Annotated in this window: 16 protein-coding genes and 1 other RNA gene; 11 read left to right on the top strand and 6 right to left on the bottom strand. The window is 57.2% G+C overall.

The features are described from left to right. Nucleotides 1–27 precede the first annotated feature (27 nt). The 3 genes from BN1135_RS14440 to BN1135_RS14430 form a co-directional block, all read right to left on the bottom strand. Complete coding sequence (locus BN1135_RS14440; protein WP_042022263.1) at nucleotides 28–1,311, bottom strand: FAD-dependent 2-octaprenylphenol hydroxylase; 1,284 nt, start codon at nucleotides 1,309–1,311, stop codon at nucleotides 28–30. A gap of 136 nt (nucleotides 1,312–1,447) precedes the next feature. Next, nucleotides 1,448–2,671: a 2-octaprenyl-6-methoxyphenyl hydroxylase gene (gene ubiH, locus BN1135_RS14435; RefSeq protein WP_042022261.1), complete on the bottom strand. Its 1,224-nt coding sequence runs from the start codon at nucleotides 2,669–2,671 to the stop codon at nucleotides 1,448–1,450. Between the two features lie 176 nt (nucleotides 2,672–2,847). Next, nucleotides 2,848–3,417, bottom strand: a complete 570-nt coding sequence (locus BN1135_RS14430) for a UPF0149 family protein (protein ID WP_042022260.1) — start codon at nucleotides 3,415–3,417, stop codon at nucleotides 2,848–2,850. A gap of 173 nt (nucleotides 3,418–3,590) precedes the next feature. On the opposite strand from BN1135_RS14430, the gene zapA reads away from it, so the two are divergent. Then, a complete protein-coding gene (gene zapA, locus BN1135_RS14425) occupies nucleotides 3,591–3,923 on the top strand; it encodes a cell division protein ZapA (protein ID WP_042022258.1) in 333 nt (110 codons plus the stop codon). A 16-nt stretch (nucleotides 3,924–3,939) separates the two neighbouring features. Next, nucleotides 3,940–4,121, top strand: a non-coding RNA gene (gene ssrS, locus BN1135_RS21705) — 6S RNA. A 164-nt stretch (nucleotides 4,122–4,285) separates the two neighbouring features. Here ssrS and emrD read toward each other — a convergent pair. The 3 genes from emrD to BN1135_RS14410 form a co-directional block, all read right to left on the bottom strand. Next, nucleotides 4,286–5,485, bottom strand: a complete 1,200-nt coding sequence (emrD, locus tag BN1135_RS14420; protein ID WP_042022257.1) for a multidrug efflux MFS transporter EmrD — start codon at nucleotides 5,483–5,485, stop codon at nucleotides 4,286–4,288. A gap of 262 nt (nucleotides 5,486–5,747) precedes the next feature. After that, nucleotides 5,748–6,410: a glutathione S-transferase family protein gene (locus tag BN1135_RS14415; RefSeq protein WP_042022256.1), complete on the bottom strand. Its 663-nt coding sequence runs from the start codon at nucleotides 6,408–6,410 to the stop codon at nucleotides 5,748–5,750. A 169-nt stretch (nucleotides 6,411–6,579) separates the two neighbouring features. Next, nucleotides 6,580–7,035, bottom strand: a complete 456-nt coding sequence (locus tag BN1135_RS14410) for a hypothetical protein (RefSeq protein WP_042022255.1) — start codon at nucleotides 7,033–7,035, stop codon at nucleotides 6,580–6,582. A gap of 199 nt (nucleotides 7,036–7,234) precedes the next feature. Between BN1135_RS14410 and suhB the strand changes: the two genes are divergently transcribed. From suhB to BN1135_RS14365, 9 genes are all read left to right on the top strand, one after another. Continuing rightward, a complete protein-coding gene (gene suhB / locus BN1135_RS14405; RefSeq protein ID WP_042022253.1) occupies nucleotides 7,235–8,038 on the top strand; it encodes an inositol-1-monophosphatase in 804 nt (267 codons plus the stop codon). A gap of 230 nt (nucleotides 8,039–8,268) precedes the next feature. Continuing rightward, complete coding sequence (mtnN, locus tag BN1135_RS14400; protein ID WP_042022251.1) at nucleotides 8,269–8,961, top strand: 5'-methylthioadenosine/S-adenosylhomocysteine nucleosidase; 693 nt, start codon at nucleotides 8,269–8,271, stop codon at nucleotides 8,959–8,961. After that, a complete protein-coding gene (locus BN1135_RS14395) occupies nucleotides 8,958–9,920 on the top strand; it encodes a cobalamin biosynthesis protein CobD/CbiB (protein WP_042022249.1) in 963 nt (320 codons plus the stop codon). Before mtnN ends, BN1135_RS14395 begins: the two co-directional genes overlap by 4 nt. Then, nucleotides 9,913–10,746, top strand: a complete 834-nt coding sequence (locus tag BN1135_RS14390; RefSeq protein ID WP_042022247.1) for a cobalamin-binding protein — start codon at nucleotides 9,913–9,915, stop codon at nucleotides 10,744–10,746. The genes BN1135_RS14395 and BN1135_RS14390 overlap by 8 nt, the downstream gene beginning before the upstream one ends. Nucleotides 10,747–10,851: 105 nt before the next feature. Beyond that, nucleotides 10,852–11,856, top strand: coding sequence for a UDP-N-acetylglucosamine 4,6-dehydratase (inverting) (gene pseB, locus BN1135_RS14385; protein ID WP_042022245.1), 1,005 nt, complete (start codon nucleotides 10,852–10,854; stop codon nucleotides 11,854–11,856). Then, nucleotides 11,853–12,995, top strand: a complete 1,143-nt coding sequence (gene pseC / locus BN1135_RS14380; protein ID WP_042022243.1) for a UDP-4-amino-4,6-dideoxy-N-acetyl-beta-L-altrosamine transaminase — start codon at nucleotides 11,853–11,855, stop codon at nucleotides 12,993–12,995. The genes pseB and pseC overlap by 4 nt, the downstream gene beginning before the upstream one ends. After that, nucleotides 12,986–13,831: an aldo/keto reductase gene (locus BN1135_RS14375; protein WP_042022240.1), complete on the top strand. Its 846-nt coding sequence runs from the start codon at nucleotides 12,986–12,988 to the stop codon at nucleotides 13,829–13,831. Before pseC ends, BN1135_RS14375 begins: the two co-directional genes overlap by 10 nt. After that, nucleotides 13,828–14,580: a cytidylyltransferase domain-containing protein gene (locus BN1135_RS14370; RefSeq protein ID WP_042022238.1), complete on the top strand. Its 753-nt coding sequence runs from the start codon at nucleotides 13,828–13,830 to the stop codon at nucleotides 14,578–14,580. Before BN1135_RS14375 ends, BN1135_RS14370 begins: the two co-directional genes overlap by 4 nt. Continuing rightward, the gene (locus BN1135_RS14365) at nucleotides 14,577–15,869 is read left to right on the top strand and encodes an aminotransferase class III-fold pyridoxal phosphate-dependent enzyme (RefSeq protein ID WP_223290141.1); all 1,293 of its coding nucleotides are present in this window, start codon (nucleotides 14,577–14,579) and stop codon (nucleotides 15,867–15,869) included. The genes BN1135_RS14370 and BN1135_RS14365 overlap by 4 nt, the downstream gene beginning before the upstream one ends. The last annotated feature ends 131 nt before the right edge of the window (nucleotides 15,870–16,000 follow it).

The raw sequence follows: 16,000 nt of genomic DNA, 5'->3' as shown, positions 1-16,000 counted from the left end.
TTTTGTTGCCAAAAACAGCGGGTAATATTAGTTTTTTTCACCCTTGGCCTGCATGGCACTGCCCTTGGTCGCCGCAACAGCCCAGTCAGGACGGGCCAATGCGGGCAACTCGCCCTCCAGCCCCATGGCGGCGCGGATCACCCCCGCCTTGAAGGGCGTCAGCAGGTTGGCCGCCCGCAATCCGACGCCTCGCACCAGCTTCTTGAGCGGGTTGGCGCCACTGAACAGCCGCTTGAGCCCTTCCATTGCAGCGAGCATGCGAGCCGCTTCGCTCTTGCGCCAGCGCTCGTAGCTGCGCAGGTTGGCGAGCAGGCCGATATCTTCGCTCGCGGCATGGCTTTGCAAAATCTGCTCTGCCAGCGCAGCGGCATCCAGCAGGCCGAGGTTGACCCCCTGCCCCGCCAGCGGGTGGATGGTATGAGCGGCATCCCCCACCAGCACTAGCCGCTCGCGGGCAAAGTCGCGGGCATAGCGGGCGGTGAGCGGAATGGCGCTGCGCGGCCCTTCCACCTTGCACAGACCGAGGCGGGCATCGAAGGCGGCGGTGAGCTGGCGATTGAACTGCTCGTCATCACAGGCACAGAGCGACTCGGCACGAGCTGCGGGCAGCGACCAGACGATGGAACAGAGGTTCTCCTGCCACAGCGGCAAAAAAGCAAGCGGGCCATCCGGGGTGAAGATCTGGCGCGCCACCGCCTCGTGGGGCTCGGCGCAGCGCACCGTTGCCACCAGGGCATGGTGGCCGTAATCCCAGCTGGTAAGCGGGATATCGGCCTGACGGCGTACCCAGGAGTGAGCACCATCAGCCGCCACTACCAGTTTGGCCGAGATGGCCTGACCATCTTCAAGGAGCAGCAAGGCGCCCGCCGGGCCGCTCTGCAGGCTCTTGGCTCGGGCGGGGGTCAGCAACTGGATGTTGTTGGCCCCCCGCGTCCCGTCAGCGAGAATCGCCTCGAGCAGCGCCAGCTGGATCACCCGATTCTCGACGATGTGGCCGAGGTTGGCCTGACGCAGGCTGGCGGCATCGAAGTCGATATGGCCGAAACTGTCCTGCTCCCACACAGCCATCTTGTCGTAGGCCTGCAGGCGGCGCGCTGCAATGCCATCCCAAGCGCCGACATGGTGCAGGATCTGCTGGCTGGCCAGGCTCAGGGCGCTAACCCGGTTGTCGGCCACCTCCCCCAACTGCGGGTCGGGCAGTTGCCCCTCAACCACCAGCACCTTGAGGGCGCTATGTTTAAGGGCCGCAGCGAGCCCCAGCCCCACCATGCCGCCACCGACAATCACCACATCCACATTTTGCATCTGCATCATCTCATCCTTTCAGAGCTGACCGGCTGGCCAGCGAGGGGACGCCCGCAGGCATCGCCTCTTTATTCAACACGTTTTGATCAACGAATGGCGGTCACTATCTTCCGGTCAACAGGTTCCGCTCAACAAGCGCTGGCTAGTTGCCGCACACATCGGCGACAAAACCCAGGGTGCGCGAGGCGAGCGGCGCCTTGAGGCACGGGAGCCGCCCCATCAGGGTGAGCGCCAGATTGCGCCCCGCCACCAGCGGATCGTGACCATTGGAGAAGAGCTGGGCCAGCGAGGAGGTGAGCCAGACGGTCTGCGCCTGATCGCGCTGGCGCTGCTGCCAGTAGCCACTCAGCACCTTGAAGCTGCCGATATCCTCCCCCTCTGCCAGCGCCTTGGCCACCGCACCGGTGAGCAGGTCGAGATCCCGCATCCCGAGGTTGAAGCCCTGTCCGGCGATGGGGTGCAGGGCGTGGGCGGCATTGCCCACCAGCACGGTACGCTGGGCCAGCGGATAGTCACAGGCGGTCAGGATCAGCGGATAGACGTTACGCACGCCACATCGCTCGAAGCGGCCGAGCCGCCAGCCAAAGGCCTGCTGCAGACGGGCGAGAAACGCCCCTTCATCGAGAGCCATCAGCTCATCCACCTCCTGCTGCCCGACGCTCCACACCAGCGAGGAGAGCCCCTGCTGCATCGGCAGCAGGGCCAGCGGGCCCCCTTCGGTAAAGCGCTCGAAGGCGCGTCCCTCAGGGTCTTGCGCTGTTTTGACCGTGGCGATGATGGCGTGCTGTTCAAAGTCGTGGCGGGTCACCGGCAACTTGAAGTGCTGACGCACAAACGAGTTACCCCCGTCTGCCGCCACCAGCAAGCGGGTCTCAATCTGTTCACCGCTCTCGAGGGTGAGGGTCACCTTCTCCTCATCGGGTTCTATCTCGCGTACCCGGGCCGGACAGCAGACCCGAATATTGGTGGCGGCCGCCATCGCCCGTTGCAGCTCGTTGCCAGCGGCAGCCAGCTCGATCACCTGACCCAGCGCAGGCAAACCATATTCGGCGGCCGACAGGCGAGCCTGACCACAGTGGCCCCGATCCGAGACATGAATATGGGTAATGGGAGCGCAGTGGGGGGCAAACAGCGGCCAGAGACCGCGCCGCAACAGCGCATCGCAGGTACCGGCCGAGAGCGCAATGGCGCGGGCGTCAAACCCTGAATCGGTATGCTGTTCGGGGATGCTTGCCTCCAGTAGCAGGATCTCGAGGGGGGAGCCATCGGATCGAAGCAGGGCCGCCAGCGAGAGCGCCAGCACGGCACCGCTCATTCCACCGCCGACCAGGGTGACATCGACCTGTCGCACATCAGATTGAGACATAAGCAGAGAGGAAGAAGTGAAAAAGGTGGCCTCATGCTATCACAAAGCCGCAAGCCGAATGCGAGGTCACTGGCAAAAAACCGGTTGCGCCTCACAGGGTTAGCCACAACAGCGCCATAAAAAAGAGCGCCATCAGGCGCTCTTGCAGATCAGAAATGGCCACTTCGGCCCGCGTCTCAATGGAGGGTTGGCGGCGTGCTCGGGGTCTCGGGGCGCTTGCCAAACTCTTCGAAGGTCATCATCACCCCCAGTTTGACGTGTTCGTAGAGCACCAGGAAAGAGGCTTCGTTCTCGTCATCTTCCTGATCGAACTCGGCAGAGACCTGAGTGATGCTGGCGATATCCTGGATCATCTCCTGTAGCTCTTCCGAGGCGCGGGAGAGCTCCTGTTGCACCACGCCGAAACCGGCCAGAAATGCCTGTGACCAATCCACCAGCGAATCGATGCGCTCATCAAGGGGGGCATCGTCGCTTGGCAGCAGCAGCTCGACGCCCTTCTGGGCCATCAGGCTCTCGACCACATTGTGATAAAGATCGGTCATCACCTGGCGCACCGGGGCCGGCAGGCCGAAACCGTCGTTCACCAGATCGTTAAAAGGAGGCAGCCAGCTCTTGTCATCCAGGGCCACGCCACCACATACCAGACCACAGATCACGCCGTGGGCTTCTACTGCCGTTGCCATCAACTCATGTTGCTCCATGAGGTCAGATACGGCGGTATATTCAAGGGGGTTCGTTTTGCTCATCGAGGATCCGCTCAAAGTTCAGTCAAATTTGCAGAATTAATGGCCAGGATCCTAGCATTCTCCCTCTTCCAGAGCCAGCAAGGCCTTGAAACTTATGCATCTGCGCTATATAGTCCCGCCCAGTTGTCCACGTGGATAAAGGCGGAAATCAGCTCCGCCGTATTGAGGAAGGCATGAGCACAGAGGCCGTAGAAATCGTCATTTTGGGACGTCCCTACAAGGTATCCTGTCCCTTGGGACAGCAGGATGCCCTGCGCCAGGCCGCCGAGCAGCTGACCGACAAGCTGATCGACCTGCGTCAACGCTCCAAAGTTTCGAGCAATGAGCAATTGGCGATCATGGCGGCGCTTAACTTCTGTCATGAGCTCTGCCTTGAAAAAGATAAGAATCACCAATACTCTGAAACCATGGACAAGCGGATCAAGATGCTGCAACGCACCATCGAAGCAGCCTTGATTGAGCATGGTCAGTATGGTGATTCCAGCGAAGAGGGGCAGCAGCCCTAATCGCAAACCGTTTTAAAATTCCCTGGGATGTTTGTCAGCCGGTTCAAGTCCCCGAGCCGATAATCATACCCAACAGGGGATCGGCCTTCTGGCTATTGCGCATGCTCGGCACGACCGAGAAGCCTGCGGTCAGATTCGATTCCCGCCTTGAACCTACGGTTCAAGGGCCCAAACCGGCAACGGCATCTCGGGGTACCAATAGCAAAAAGCCCGTCACCAAGGTGACGGGCTTTTTCTTTTTCCTCGCATAAACGGTCATGGCGCCCCGCTCTATCAAGCTGCAGTAGCACAGTGATGTGTACTCTTTCTGCCAAACAAAAGCCCACCAGTAACGGTGGGCTTATCGAGGTTGATCCCGTCGTTCAGATCGCCATCTGCTCGTGGGGGGAGCCATGGTGGCGCAACCAGGCAAAGCTCAGGGCAACCAGCAAGACCATCAGGGTCATGATAGCGCCCAAGGTCACCTGCCCTGTCATCGGGAAGCCAGCCGCCAGCAGCGTCACTATGCCGGCCCCCAGATTTTGCATCCCGCCGAGAATCGCACCGGCTGTGCCAGCCTGACCGGGGAATGGCTCAATGGCGCAGGAGGTGGCGGTCGGATAGAGGATGCCGCTACCGATGAAGTAAACCGCCGCGCCGCCAACCAGCGAGGCGGCACTCACGATACCGAACAACCCTGGCAACAGAATGATCAGAGAACCGAGCGCCAAAAAAACAATACCCAGACGCATCAACTTGCCCTGGCTCAGACGAAAACTGAGCTTGGCAGAGAGCCAGGCACCGAACAGATAGCCGGGCAGCGGCAGCACGAAGAGCACGCTCACGGTGCGGGCGCTCAGTTTTAGCACATCGCCCAGCAGCACGCCGGCAGCCGCTTCAAACACCGCCAGACCGGCGAAAGTTGCCATCAGGCAGAGCAGGTTGCCCTGAAAGCGTGGATTACTCAGCACATGACGATAAGCCGCGCTAACCCGCAGTGGCTGTTGACGTGCCGCCACCGGCAGCGTTTCACCAAACCAGGCCAGCAGCGCCAGGGTCGTTACCGCACCAAAGCCGAACAGAAACCAGTAACCGGCACGCCAGTTGAACAACTCGGTCAGCCAACCACCCAGCACCGGCGCCAGCAGCGGGGAGAAGATCACCCCCATGCTCACCAGACTGTTGGCGCGGTTGAGCTCTGCGCCATTGTAGCGATCGCGCATCACGGTACGGCTCATGGCACCACCAGAACCGGTCCCCAACCCTTGAATGAAGCTTCCCACCAGCAGGGCAGTGAAGTGTGGAATGAGCTGAATGATCAGGGTCCCCACCAGAAACACCATCATGCCGACGATCAGCACCGGACGACGGCCGATACGATCCGACAACGGCCCGTAGACAAATTGGGAGAGGCCATAAGGAATGAGGTAACAGGCCATCACCGCCTGCAACTGACTCGAGGCAACATTAAAATCCCCCGCCATCATGGGAATCGACGGTACATACAGGGTCTGGGTCATCTGGCCCACAGCGACCATCAGGATGGTCAATAAAAATAAAGGATAAAAACTGTGCCGATCCATATCAGTCCCGCTAAATCGTAAAAATGCTGCCGCCTCTCCGGGGTAATATGCCCAGAGAGATCTGATCACAGAGGCTGTGATGCCATCATAAAAAAGTGCTGGAAACAGTAGGCGGGGAGCCCGCCAGACCACCGCACAGAACGTGTGGCGGAATGGGGGCATCATAGTGATTCAGCTCACAAAAAACGAACGAATCTTTATAATCGGCTTGCCTTAGTTTTTCTAATATTACGGGGCGTAATGCCCCATCCACAGTTAAAAATCAACGCGTTACCATCTGTTGCGCCTGCTTGATCAGCTCATCTGGCTGCTCTTTGCGTGGCGGAATGGTGATCCCCTTCTGGCAGGCAGGCTTCTCTGCCATGCGGGCCATCCAGGCTTGCAGATGAGGCAGTCCCTCAATGGAGATACCGCTCCAGTCATAAATACGCACCCAGGGCCAGGTAGCAATGTCGGCGATGCTGTACTCGTCCGCCAGATATTCATGGTGGGCCAGATGGCTGTCGAGCACCTCGAACAACCGCCGCCCCTCCTTCTGATAACGCTCGATGGCGGCGGGGATCTTCTCGGGGAAGTAGCGGTAGAAGACGTTGGCCTGCCCCATCATGGGGCCGACGCCCCCCATCTGAAACATCAACCACTGGAGAGCCTGAGAGCGGCGTTTGGGATCGGCGGGCAGTAACTTGCCAGCTTTCTCCGCCAGATAGATGAGGATGGCGCCTGATTCGAATACCGCGAAATCGTCGTTATCCCGGTCGACAATGGCCGGAATGCGGCCATTGGGGTTGATGGCAAGAAATTCGGGCTGTTTCTGATCCAGCGCCGACAAGTCGAGGGGAATGACCCGATAGGGCAAGCCCAGCTCTTCAAGGGCAATCGCTACCTTGAAACCATTGGGGGTCGCGGCAGTATAAAAGTCGATCATGATTCACTCCTTGTTGGTCATAGCCTGATTGCACAGTGTTAACAGGGTGCAACACCATAGCCGCCTCATCTTGCAACAAGTGACCGGCTCCAGACCATTAAAAAGCGGCGCACCGCTGGCCAAAAAAGGCATGCGGTGCGCCGCTTGTACGCTCTGGCAATGGTAAATGCTAGTTGAGCAAGGCGACCGGCTTGCGCTGGCGCAGCATGATCAGGCGGGAAAGCAGCGGGAAGTAGGACTCCAGCTTGCGCAGCAACACCCGGCTGCAGGCAGGCTCGGCCAGCTCTGACTCATCCAGCACGATGCCGTTTGAGACAAAATAGAAACGGGGGTCACGCACATCCGGCCCGCAGACCGTCAGCTCCTTGTCTCCCTTGCGGATCAGCAGCGGCAAGACCGGCAAGCCGATCGTCTCGTCCTCTCCCCGGGTAAATCCGGTATCCTGCCAGGGATCAGCTCCGTCGATCAGCAGGATCGCCGCCTCCGTCTTGGCCGGTTGCCACTGGGCAAGGGGGGTCACTGTAATGTGGGCAAAGTGATCACCATACTCGGGTGATGACCGCAAGATGGCCAACAGTCCCTCACTGGCCGCTGACATGTTCTGACTCACTAATGACAAATTCATGGCTCATATCCCTATGCTCATGACAGCCTGTATCCGGCTGCTGGGATAAGACTAGCGCAGATCTGGTCTATATTGGAGCCGTCACATCTGGCAGTGGTAATCAATTGGTCGTAGGGGGATTACAGTTGCCATCGATAAAAATACTGGTATCATATGCCGTCCTTTTATCCCCCGTTCTTTAACATCCAGTGGTGAACCTATGCATCCGATGCTGAATATCGCCGTGCGCGCTGCGCGCAACGCCGGTCAAGTTGTAGTAAAAGCCTTCTCCCAGCCCGAGAACATTGAGGCTATCCAAAAAGGCAGCAATGACTTCGTGACCAACGTTGACCGTGAAGCCGAAGCGGCCATCATTCATACCATCAAAAAATCTTACCCTGAGCACAGCATTATTGCTGAAGAGTCTGGTGAGATTGCCGGTACCAATCCGGACTACCAATGGATCATTGACCCACTGGATGGCACGACCAACCTTGTTAAAGGCATTCCACACTTTGCTGTTTCCATCGCCTTGCGCGTGAAAGGCAAAACTGAACAAGCTGTCGTTTATGATCCCATCCGTGATGAGCTGTTTACCTCTACCCGTGGTAACGGCGCACAGCTGAACGGCTACCGCATCCGTGTTGGCAAAGCCCGTGAGATGGCTGGTACCGTACTGGCAACTGGTTTCCCATATAAGCAGAAGCACCACATTGCCCCCTACCTGAAAATGTTCCAGAGCATGTTTATCGAGTGTGCTGACATTCGCCGCTCTGGTTCTGTCGCGCTGGATCTGGCCTACGTTGCCGCCGGTCGCATCGACGGTTTCTGGGAAATCGGCCTCAAGCCTTGGGAAACTGCCGCTGGTGAGCTGCTGGCCAAAGAAGCCGGTGCCATCATGACCGATTTCGTGGGTGGTCATAACTACGAGAACTCAGGTAACACTGTCGTAGCTAACCCGCGCGTACTGAAAGAGATGCTCGCCAAAATTCGTGACGAACTGCCGGAGTCTCTGGCTAAATAAGCCAGTTTGCTCAGCAACCAAAAAAACCGGCGCAAGCCGGTTTTTTTGTATCTGCCTGGTGAAGTTACTTTAATCATCAACTCCCCCCATCCTGTCTCTCTATACACCCCTTTGGTGATCGCTCTCACCATCCTTCGCTTTCGCGTGTACCTCTCGGCGCAGACGCCATCTTTTGTTATGATCTACAGCAACTTAAACTCAGCCACACGGCTAGCAAGACGAGGTCAGCAATGAAAGTAGGTATTATCGGCGCCATGGAGCAAGAAGTAGCCCTGCTGCGCAGCCAGATGAGCAACCCCACCACCCTGCAACTGGGCGGCTGTGAGTTCTATCAAGGGATGCTGGCAGGCAAAGAGGTGATCCTCACCCGCTCCGGCATCGGTAAAGTCGCTGCCAGCGTGGCCACCAGCCTACTGCTGGAGAAATTCGCCCCTGACTGCGTCATCAATACCGGCTCTGCGGGCGGCTTCGCCCAGGATCTGCATATCGGTGATGTAGTGATTGCCAGCGAGATGCGCTTCCACGATGTCGACGTGACAGCCTTTGGTTACGAGATGGGCCAGATGGCGCAGCAGCCTGCCGCCTTCCCCTGCGACGAAAAGCTCATCGCGGTCGCCCAGGATTGCATTGCCGAACAGGGCAAGCATCAGACCAAGGTTGGCCTTATCTGCACCGGTGATCAGTTCATGTGCAAACCGGACGCCATCGCCAAGGCTCGCGCCGACTTCCCGCAGATGCTGGCGGTCGAGATGGAAGGTGCCGCCATCGGTCAAGTGTGCCACATGTTCAAGGTGCCCTATCTGGTAGTGCGCGCCATGTCCGATATCGCTGGCAAGGAACAGGTTGAATCCTTCGACGCCTTTATCGAAGTAGCGGGCAAACACTCCGCCGAAATGATCATCAAGATGCTCGGCAAGCTGTGATCGAAACCGGCTCGCTCAAACTGATGGCCGATGCCCTCCTCTCGACGACGGCGGCCATTCTGGTGGGGGCAGCCCTGCTGGAGGCGGTGATCCCGTGGCCATCCCATCTGCGGCTCTCGGCCATTACGCCCCTGCTGACCCGACTGGGTCACAAGGTGCACAGAGCCGATGGTACGCCGCGCCAGCAACTGCAAGCAGGCATGCTGGCGATGCTGGTGGTCTGGGTTCCCTGCGCAGCCGGGCTCTGGTCGTTGCGCAATCTTGCCCTGAGCGAGCCGCTGTTTGACCTGCTGTTCCTGCTCTTGATAATCGAATCCCGTCCGCTGCGCGAACTTGCCCATGCCACCCGCTCGCTCGCCACGCAGGAAACCCTACCGCTAGCGAGATTGCAGGCGACGCCCTGGCTCAAACGTGACACCGGCAAACTTTCTGCCATGGGCATTGCCAAAGCGGTGACGGAGAGCTGCGCCCTGCGTCTGGTGGGCCAATGGGCGGGCCCGCTGCTGGGGTACGCCCTCGCGGGGGTACAAGGCGCCCTGCTCTGGCGGCTGACCCAGCTGATGAACCAGAGCTGGAGCATGAAGGATCCCGCGTTTGGCTATTTTGGCCGTGCCGCCAGCGCCCTCTATCAGGGGCTCAATGCTCCCACCATCCTGCTGCTGGGGCTGCCACTGCTGGCAAGCCGCCTCAAACAGGCAGCACAGTTGCTGCGAAGTGGGGCGCTCTGGCCCTACCCCGCCATGGGGATGCTGTTGACACTACTTGCTGACAAGTGCCGGATCCGCCTTGGCGGTCCTCGCTACTATCAGGGAACCTTGCAACGCTGGCCGGTACTTGGCAGCGGTAATGACCCCGATTGCGAGTCTCCGCGCAAGGTACTCAATATTTTGCAAGGAATGGGCTGGGGCTGGTTGATGCTGGCGCTGGTTATCACGGTGGCGGGATTATTTCATGGTTAGATGGTTGCGATTGCCTGTCTGGCTACCCTGCGTACTGCTTGCCTGGTTGCCCGCTGCGCTGCTGGCCGCCACTCCGATCCGGGTGGTGAGCGTAGTTCCCCACCTGACCGAGCTGCTTTATGACATCGGTGCCGGTGACAAACTGGTGGCTATCGACGATGCCTCCGACTATCCCGCCGAAGTGAAAACCAAGCCCAAGGTGGCCAATTATCGCAGCATCAATGTCGAGGCCCTGCTGGCACAAAAACCGGACCTGATCCTGGGCTGGCGCTCGGCCCAATCCCGAATGCTGGCACCGCTAGAACAGCTGGGTATCCCGGTTTTTTACTCGGAGCCCACCGATTTTGCCTCGCTGGCCACCGAGATGAGGGCACTGGGCAAATTGCTGGGGGTTGAAAAGAGTGCCAACGAAGCCGCCGATCGCTATCTGGCGCGCCTGCATGACCTGCAACAGCGCTATGGCCAGCCAACCGGCGTCAAGGTGTTCTACCAGCTTTGGTATCCGCCGCTCACCAGCGTCAGTGGCAATGCCTGGCCTGCTCAAGCCATCGAGCTCTGCGGGGGGATCAACATCATGGCGAATGCCAAGACCCCCTACCCTCAAGTGGACATGGAACAGGTGATCAGAGCCAACCCCTCGCTGATCCTGGCGGGGAGTCAAGATCCTGACGCCCTGAGTCACTGGCAGAAGTGGCCCAATCTGGACGCTGTGCAACATCAGCGACTCGACTTGATCAACTCGGATGAGCTGCACCGCTTCACCCCGAGAGCCCTCAATGCGGTGGAGCAGGTATGCCGAGCCATTGCCCAACGCGACAGCAAGTAGCCAAAAAACAGCCATTCAGATCACACCTGCCAATATACGTCTGCAAATGGCATAAAAAGTGCTTTAGAATTCTATAGATACCAATCTTCATCATGGGACACCGTCATGTTTAATGGAAAAACAATCCTGGTTACCGGTGGCACTGGGTCATTTGGCAAGAAATTCATTGCAACCGTGCTAGCCCGCTACCAGCCCGCACGACTGATCGTCTACTCCCGTGATGAGCTCAAGCAGTTTGAAATGCAGCAGCGTTTCAACCATCCCTGCATGCGCTACTTTATCGGCGATGTTCGCGATGCCGAGCGCCTCGACATGGCAATGCGCGATGTCGACTTCGTAGTACATGCCGCGGCGCTCAAGCAAGTGCCAGCAGCAGAATACAACCCGATGGAGTGCATCAAGACCAACGTGGGGGGGGCCGAAAACGTCATCAAGGCCGCGCTCAACAATGGCGTACAGAAAGTCATTGCACTCTCCACCGATAAGGCAGCCAACCCGATCAACCTTTACGGTGCAACCAAACTCTGCTCTGACAAGCTCTTTGTCGCCGCCAACAATATGGCGGGCAAGAACCCGACCATCTTCTCGGTGGTGCGTTATGGCAACGTTGTCGGCTCACGGGGCTCAGTGGTGCCCTTCTTCGACAACCTGATCAACAGTGGGGCTGATACGCTGCCTATCACCCATCCCGAGATGACCCGCTTCTGGCTGACCTTGCAGCAAGGTGTCGATTTTGTTCTTAGCAACTTCCAGCGTATGCGCGGTGGCGAGCTGTTCGTGCCAAAAATTCCGTCAGTCAGGATCACCGATCTGGCGGCGGCCATGGCTCCGGCCCTTAAACAGGTGATCATCGGCATCCGCCCTGGAGAGAAGCTGCACGAGGTGATGTGCCCAGCTGACGACTCTTTCCACACCTACGAGTTCAACGATTACTACGTGATTGCCCCAAGTATCACTTTCAACAGCCGCAACAATGATTTCAGCACGAATGCGCTAGGTGAAACAGCCCAGCTGGTCGCTCCGAGCTTTGAATATAATTCCCTAAATAATCAGCACTTTCTGTCGATAGCCGAACTACAGAGCATGAACCAGCAGGTGTTATCCGAATGATTCCTTATGGCCGCCAATCGATCAGCGATGCCGATATTGAGGCCGTCGTTGCCGTACTGAAATCTGATTATCTGACCCAAGGCCAAGCTGTTCCCGCTTTCGAACAGGGACTGGCCGATTACTGCCAGGTGCCGCATGTGGTTGCTTGCAGTAACGGAACCACTGCGCTTCATCTAGCCTGCGCTGTACTGGAGCTGGGCGTCGAAGATACCGTATGGGTCTCTGCGGTGAGTTTTGTGGCCTCGGCTAACTGCGTCCGCTACTGCAATGCCAACGTGGACTTTGTTGATGTTGATCCCGCTACCGGCAACCTCGATGTTGTGGCGCTCAAGAGCAAGCTGCAGCAGGCCGCGCTCATTAATGTTCTGCCCAAAGCGCTGATTGCGGTACATCTGGCGGGCCAACCCTGCGATCTCGAAGAGATTGGTGCGCTCTGCCGCCAGCACGGCATCACCCTGATAGAAGATGCCTGCCATGCATTGGGAGCCCACTATCAAGGGTCACCAATCGGTAGTTGCCTGCACAGTGATATGACGGTCTTCAGCTTTCATCCGGTCAAGCCGATCACCACAGGAGAGGGTGGCGCCATCACCACCCGGGATCCGGAACTGGCTGCCAAATTGCGGCTCTACCGTAGCCACGGGATCACCCGTGACCCGCAATCGCTGTTCATGCCCTCCCCCGGGGAATGGTACTACGAGCAGCAACTTCTGGGTTTCAACTACCGTCTGACCGACATTCAGGCGGCTCTCGGTCTCAGCCAGCTGAACCGTCTGGATCAGTTCATCACCCAGCGGCGTGAACTTGCGCATCGATATGACGAACTGTTAGCGCCCCTGTCAGCCCGGCCGCTGCAGCAACATAGTGACCGCCAGAGCGGCTGTCACCTCTATGTCATCCAGGTGGCTGAACGCGATCTGGTGTTTGCCCGGCTGCGTGCTGCCGGCATCGGCGCCAACGTCCACTATATTCCCATTCCTGCCCAGCCCTATTACCGTGGTCTGGGACATGACCCAGCCGTCTACCCGGGCGCGCAAGCTTACTATCAATGCGCTATCTCCCTCCCCCTGTTCCCGACCCTTTCATACTCGGAGCAGGAACAGGTGGTACACGCCCTGGAGCAGGCGCTATGCGGTTAGCTCTCGGCACAGTGCAATTCGGCCTCAATTACGGGGTAAGTAACCGGGACGGGCAAGTCAGCGATAGGGAACTCGATGCAATCATTGCGCTAGCCCGTCATGCAGGTATCGATACCCTCGATACGGCACAAGCCTATGGCAATGCCGAGCAGAAGCTGGGGACAAGAGATACCACCGACTTCACGCTGATCGACAAGCTCGCGCCAGGACTCCCGTTGGCTGATGTTCACAATGCAGTCAACAACAGTATGCGGCTGCTGGGGCGCAAACGGCTCGATGGCTTGCTGCTCCACCGCAGTCAGGATGCCTCTCCTGCCCTGTTCGAGTTGCTCACTGAACTGCAGCATCAGGGTACTGTCGGTAAGCTGGGTGTCTCCGTTTACTCCCCAGAGGAGCTCGGTGCCTGGATCGCAGCTGGCTACCCCCTTGAATTGGTGCAATTGCCTGCCAACCTGCTCGATCAGCGCTTTCTGCGCACCGGATGGCTCGACCAGCTGGTAGAGATGGGATGTGAGATCCATGTACGGTCGCTTTTTTTGCAGGGACTCCTGCTGATGGAGCCGGCGCAGCGCCCAGACTATTTTCACCGCTTTGCAGCCCAACTGGAACGATTTGATAACTGGCACCCTTCGCTCGTCCCGCTTGGCAGAGCACTCTCAATCATAACTGCCCTGCCACAGGTAAGCCGCTTCGTCATCGGTGTCTGCCATGAGCAAGAATTGGCCGCTATCGTTGCGGCCAGTCAAGCGCTACATGAATGCAACGAGACCGAAATTGCCCCGCTTGCTTCTATGGAGCAGGGCCTTATCAACCCCGGCCTCTGGAGAACACAATGATCCTAGGCATTCTGCAGGCAAGAACCGGCTCTACCCGTCTGCCCAACAAGGTATTGAAAGAGCTGCTGGGCGAACCCATGCTGGCAAGGCAGATTGAACGGCTGCAGCAGAGCAAGCTGCTGGACAAGCTGCTGGTTGCCACCAGCGATCAACCGGAAGATCGCGCCATTGCCGCATTGTGTGAAAAGCTGGGTATCCCCTGTTTCTGCGGCCCACTTGACGATGTGCTGCTGCGTTTCTATCTGGCAGCTCAACCCTACAGTCCAACCCATGTGGTACGTCTAACAGGTGACTGCCCACTGGCTGACCCAATGGTAATAGATGAGCTGATAGCCCTGCATCTCTCGGGCAAGTTCGACTACAGTAGCAACTGCGGCAACCCCAGTTACCCGGATGGGCTGGATGCCGAGATCATGAGCGGAGCAACATTGGCAACCTTGCAGGAAAAAGCAACTACGCAGACCGAGCGAGAACATGTCACCTATTACGTCCGCAGCCATTCCGAGCAATTTTCCATTGGCGAACTGCAGCGTACGCCTTCACTGGCACACCTGCGCTGGACTGTCGATGAGCCTGCCGATTTTGAATTGGTAGAGCGCATTTATCAGGCTCTATACCCTACCAACTCGGCCTTCACCACTGACGATATCCTCGCCTTGCTGGCACTACAGCCGGAGTTGGCAATTATCAATACCCAACACCAGCGCAATGAAGGGCTGGCTCGTTCCCTTGCCAAGGAAACACAATGATGAATTCGCGTTATCAACAATCACTAATTCTCTCGGCCCGTGCGGAGCAGAGTATTCCTCTAGGCTCCCAGACCTTCTCCAAAAGCCGACTCTGTTTCCCTTATGGAGCTGCCCCCCTCTTCATCGAACGGGGACAAGGGGCAAATGTATGGGATGTGGATGGAAATGAGTACATCGATTTTGCCAGCGGCCTGCTGGCCATCAGTCTTGGATATTGCGATCCGGATGTGAATGCGGCGGTCATGGAGCAGCTCAATCTGGGCTCAATCTTCTCTCTTCCTCACCGATTGGAAACAGAAGTTGCCGAACAGCTTATCGAGCTTATTCCTTGTGCTGAGATGGTTCGCTTTGGCAAAAACGGGACTGATGCGACCTCCGCCTGTATCCGGCTCTCCCGCGCCGTCACCGGGCGGGAGCGGGTGGCCGTTTGTGGCTACCACGGCTGGCAAGATTGGTACATTGGCTCGACTACCCGCCACCTGGGGGTTCCCGAGTGCGTGAGAGAGTTAACCCACAGATTTGACTACAACGATCTCGCCTCACTACAACATCTACTGGAAAACCACCAGGGGGAGTTTGCGGCCGTCATTCTGGAACCAATGAACGTAGCTTGGCCAACCCCCGATTTTCTGCCGGGCCTACGCCAGCTCTGTGATGCACATGGAACTCTGCTTATCTTTGATGAAACAATTACCGGCTTTCGAAATCATCTTGGAGGAGCGCAGACCCTATTCGGAGTAACGCCAGACCTTGCAGCATTTGGCAAAGGCATGGCCAATGGATTCCCTATATCAGCGGTGGTCGGACGTAAAAAATATATGAAGCGCATGGAAGATATTTTTTTCTCTGGTACTTTTGGTGGCGATGTTATTGCATTAGCTGCCGCCAAGGCCGTCATCAAAAAAATGCGCTATTACAATATACCTGCTCGCTTAGCTGAACGAGGACAGCTCCTTCTTGATGGATTGAATAACATACTTACTGATATAAAAGCACCAGAATGGATAAAAACTGCTGGACATCCTACATGGTGTTTCCTGTTAGTCTCCGATTCCCACAATCACTCTAGCTGGCTATTAAAAAGCTATCTGATGCAAGAGTTATGTAAACGAGGAATCCTTACGCTGGGAAGTCATAACCTCAACTATTCTCATACCGATGCGGACATCAGGAAAATATTGGAAATATATACAGAAATATTACCGGCACTGATAGAACATGATAGTAAATTGACAATAAAAGAAAATCTTGACGGTGAGCCTATTCAGCCTGTTTTTAAAGTACGATGAATCACGAATAAAATCCATAAGTGCGTATGTCATTTTAATATATGACGCTATATTTAGATGATATACGCTCCCTCTAAAAACTACTCTATGTATCATGGGTAACTCCGAACATTTATATTCAGAATACCCAT

Source organism: Aeromonas sobria, from assembly GCF_000820145.1.
GTDB lineage: Bacteria > Pseudomonadota > Gammaproteobacteria > Enterobacterales > Aeromonadaceae > Aeromonas > Aeromonas sobria.
The sequence above is the reverse complement of the archived record's forward strand: the minus strand, read 5'-3'. Positions and strand labels throughout refer to the sequence as shown.

Excerpts from the sequence above, each read along its gene's own strand:
- BN1135_RS14440 (WP_042022263.1), bottom strand. The coding sequence starts at position 1,311 with ATGCAGATGCAAAATGTGGATGTGGTGATTGTCGGTGGCGGCATGGTG.
- ubiH (WP_042022261.1), bottom strand. The coding sequence starts at position 2,671 with ATGTCTCAATCTGATGTGCGACAGGTCGATGTCACCCTGGTCGGCGGT.
- BN1135_RS14430 (WP_042022260.1), bottom strand. The coding sequence starts at position 3,417 with ATGAGCAAAACGAACCCCCTTGAATATACCGCCGTATCTGACCTCATG.
- zapA (WP_042022258.1), top strand. The coding sequence starts at position 3,591 with ATGAGCACAGAGGCCGTAGAAATCGTCATTTTGGGACGTCCCTACAAG.
- emrD (WP_042022257.1), bottom strand. The coding sequence starts at position 5,485 with ATGGATCGGCACAGTTTTTATCCTTTATTTTTATTGACCATCCTGATG.
- BN1135_RS14415 (WP_042022256.1), bottom strand. The coding sequence starts at position 6,410 with ATGATCGACTTTTATACTGCCGCGACCCCCAATGGTTTCAAGGTAGCG.
- BN1135_RS14410 (WP_042022255.1), bottom strand. The coding sequence starts at position 7,035 with ATGAATTTGTCATTAGTGAGTCAGAACATGTCAGCGGCCAGTGAGGGA.
- suhB (WP_042022253.1), top strand. The coding sequence starts at position 7,235 with ATGCATCCGATGCTGAATATCGCCGTGCGCGCTGCGCGCAACGCCGGT.
- mtnN (WP_042022251.1), top strand. The coding sequence starts at position 8,269 with ATGAAAGTAGGTATTATCGGCGCCATGGAGCAAGAAGTAGCCCTGCTG.
- BN1135_RS14390 (WP_042022247.1), top strand. The coding sequence starts at position 9,913 with ATGGTTAGATGGTTGCGATTGCCTGTCTGGCTACCCTGCGTACTGCTT.
- pseB (WP_042022245.1), top strand. The coding sequence starts at position 10,852 with ATGTTTAATGGAAAAACAATCCTGGTTACCGGTGGCACTGGGTCATTT.
- pseC (WP_042022243.1), top strand. The coding sequence starts at position 11,853 with ATGATTCCTTATGGCCGCCAATCGATCAGCGATGCCGATATTGAGGCC.
- BN1135_RS14375 (WP_042022240.1), top strand. The coding sequence starts at position 12,986 with ATGCGGTTAGCTCTCGGCACAGTGCAATTCGGCCTCAATTACGGGGTA.
- BN1135_RS14370 (WP_042022238.1), top strand. The coding sequence starts at position 13,828 with ATGATCCTAGGCATTCTGCAGGCAAGAACCGGCTCTACCCGTCTGCCC.
- BN1135_RS14365 (WP_223290141.1), top strand. The coding sequence starts at position 14,577 with ATGATGAATTCGCGTTATCAACAATCACTAATTCTCTCGGCCCGTGCG.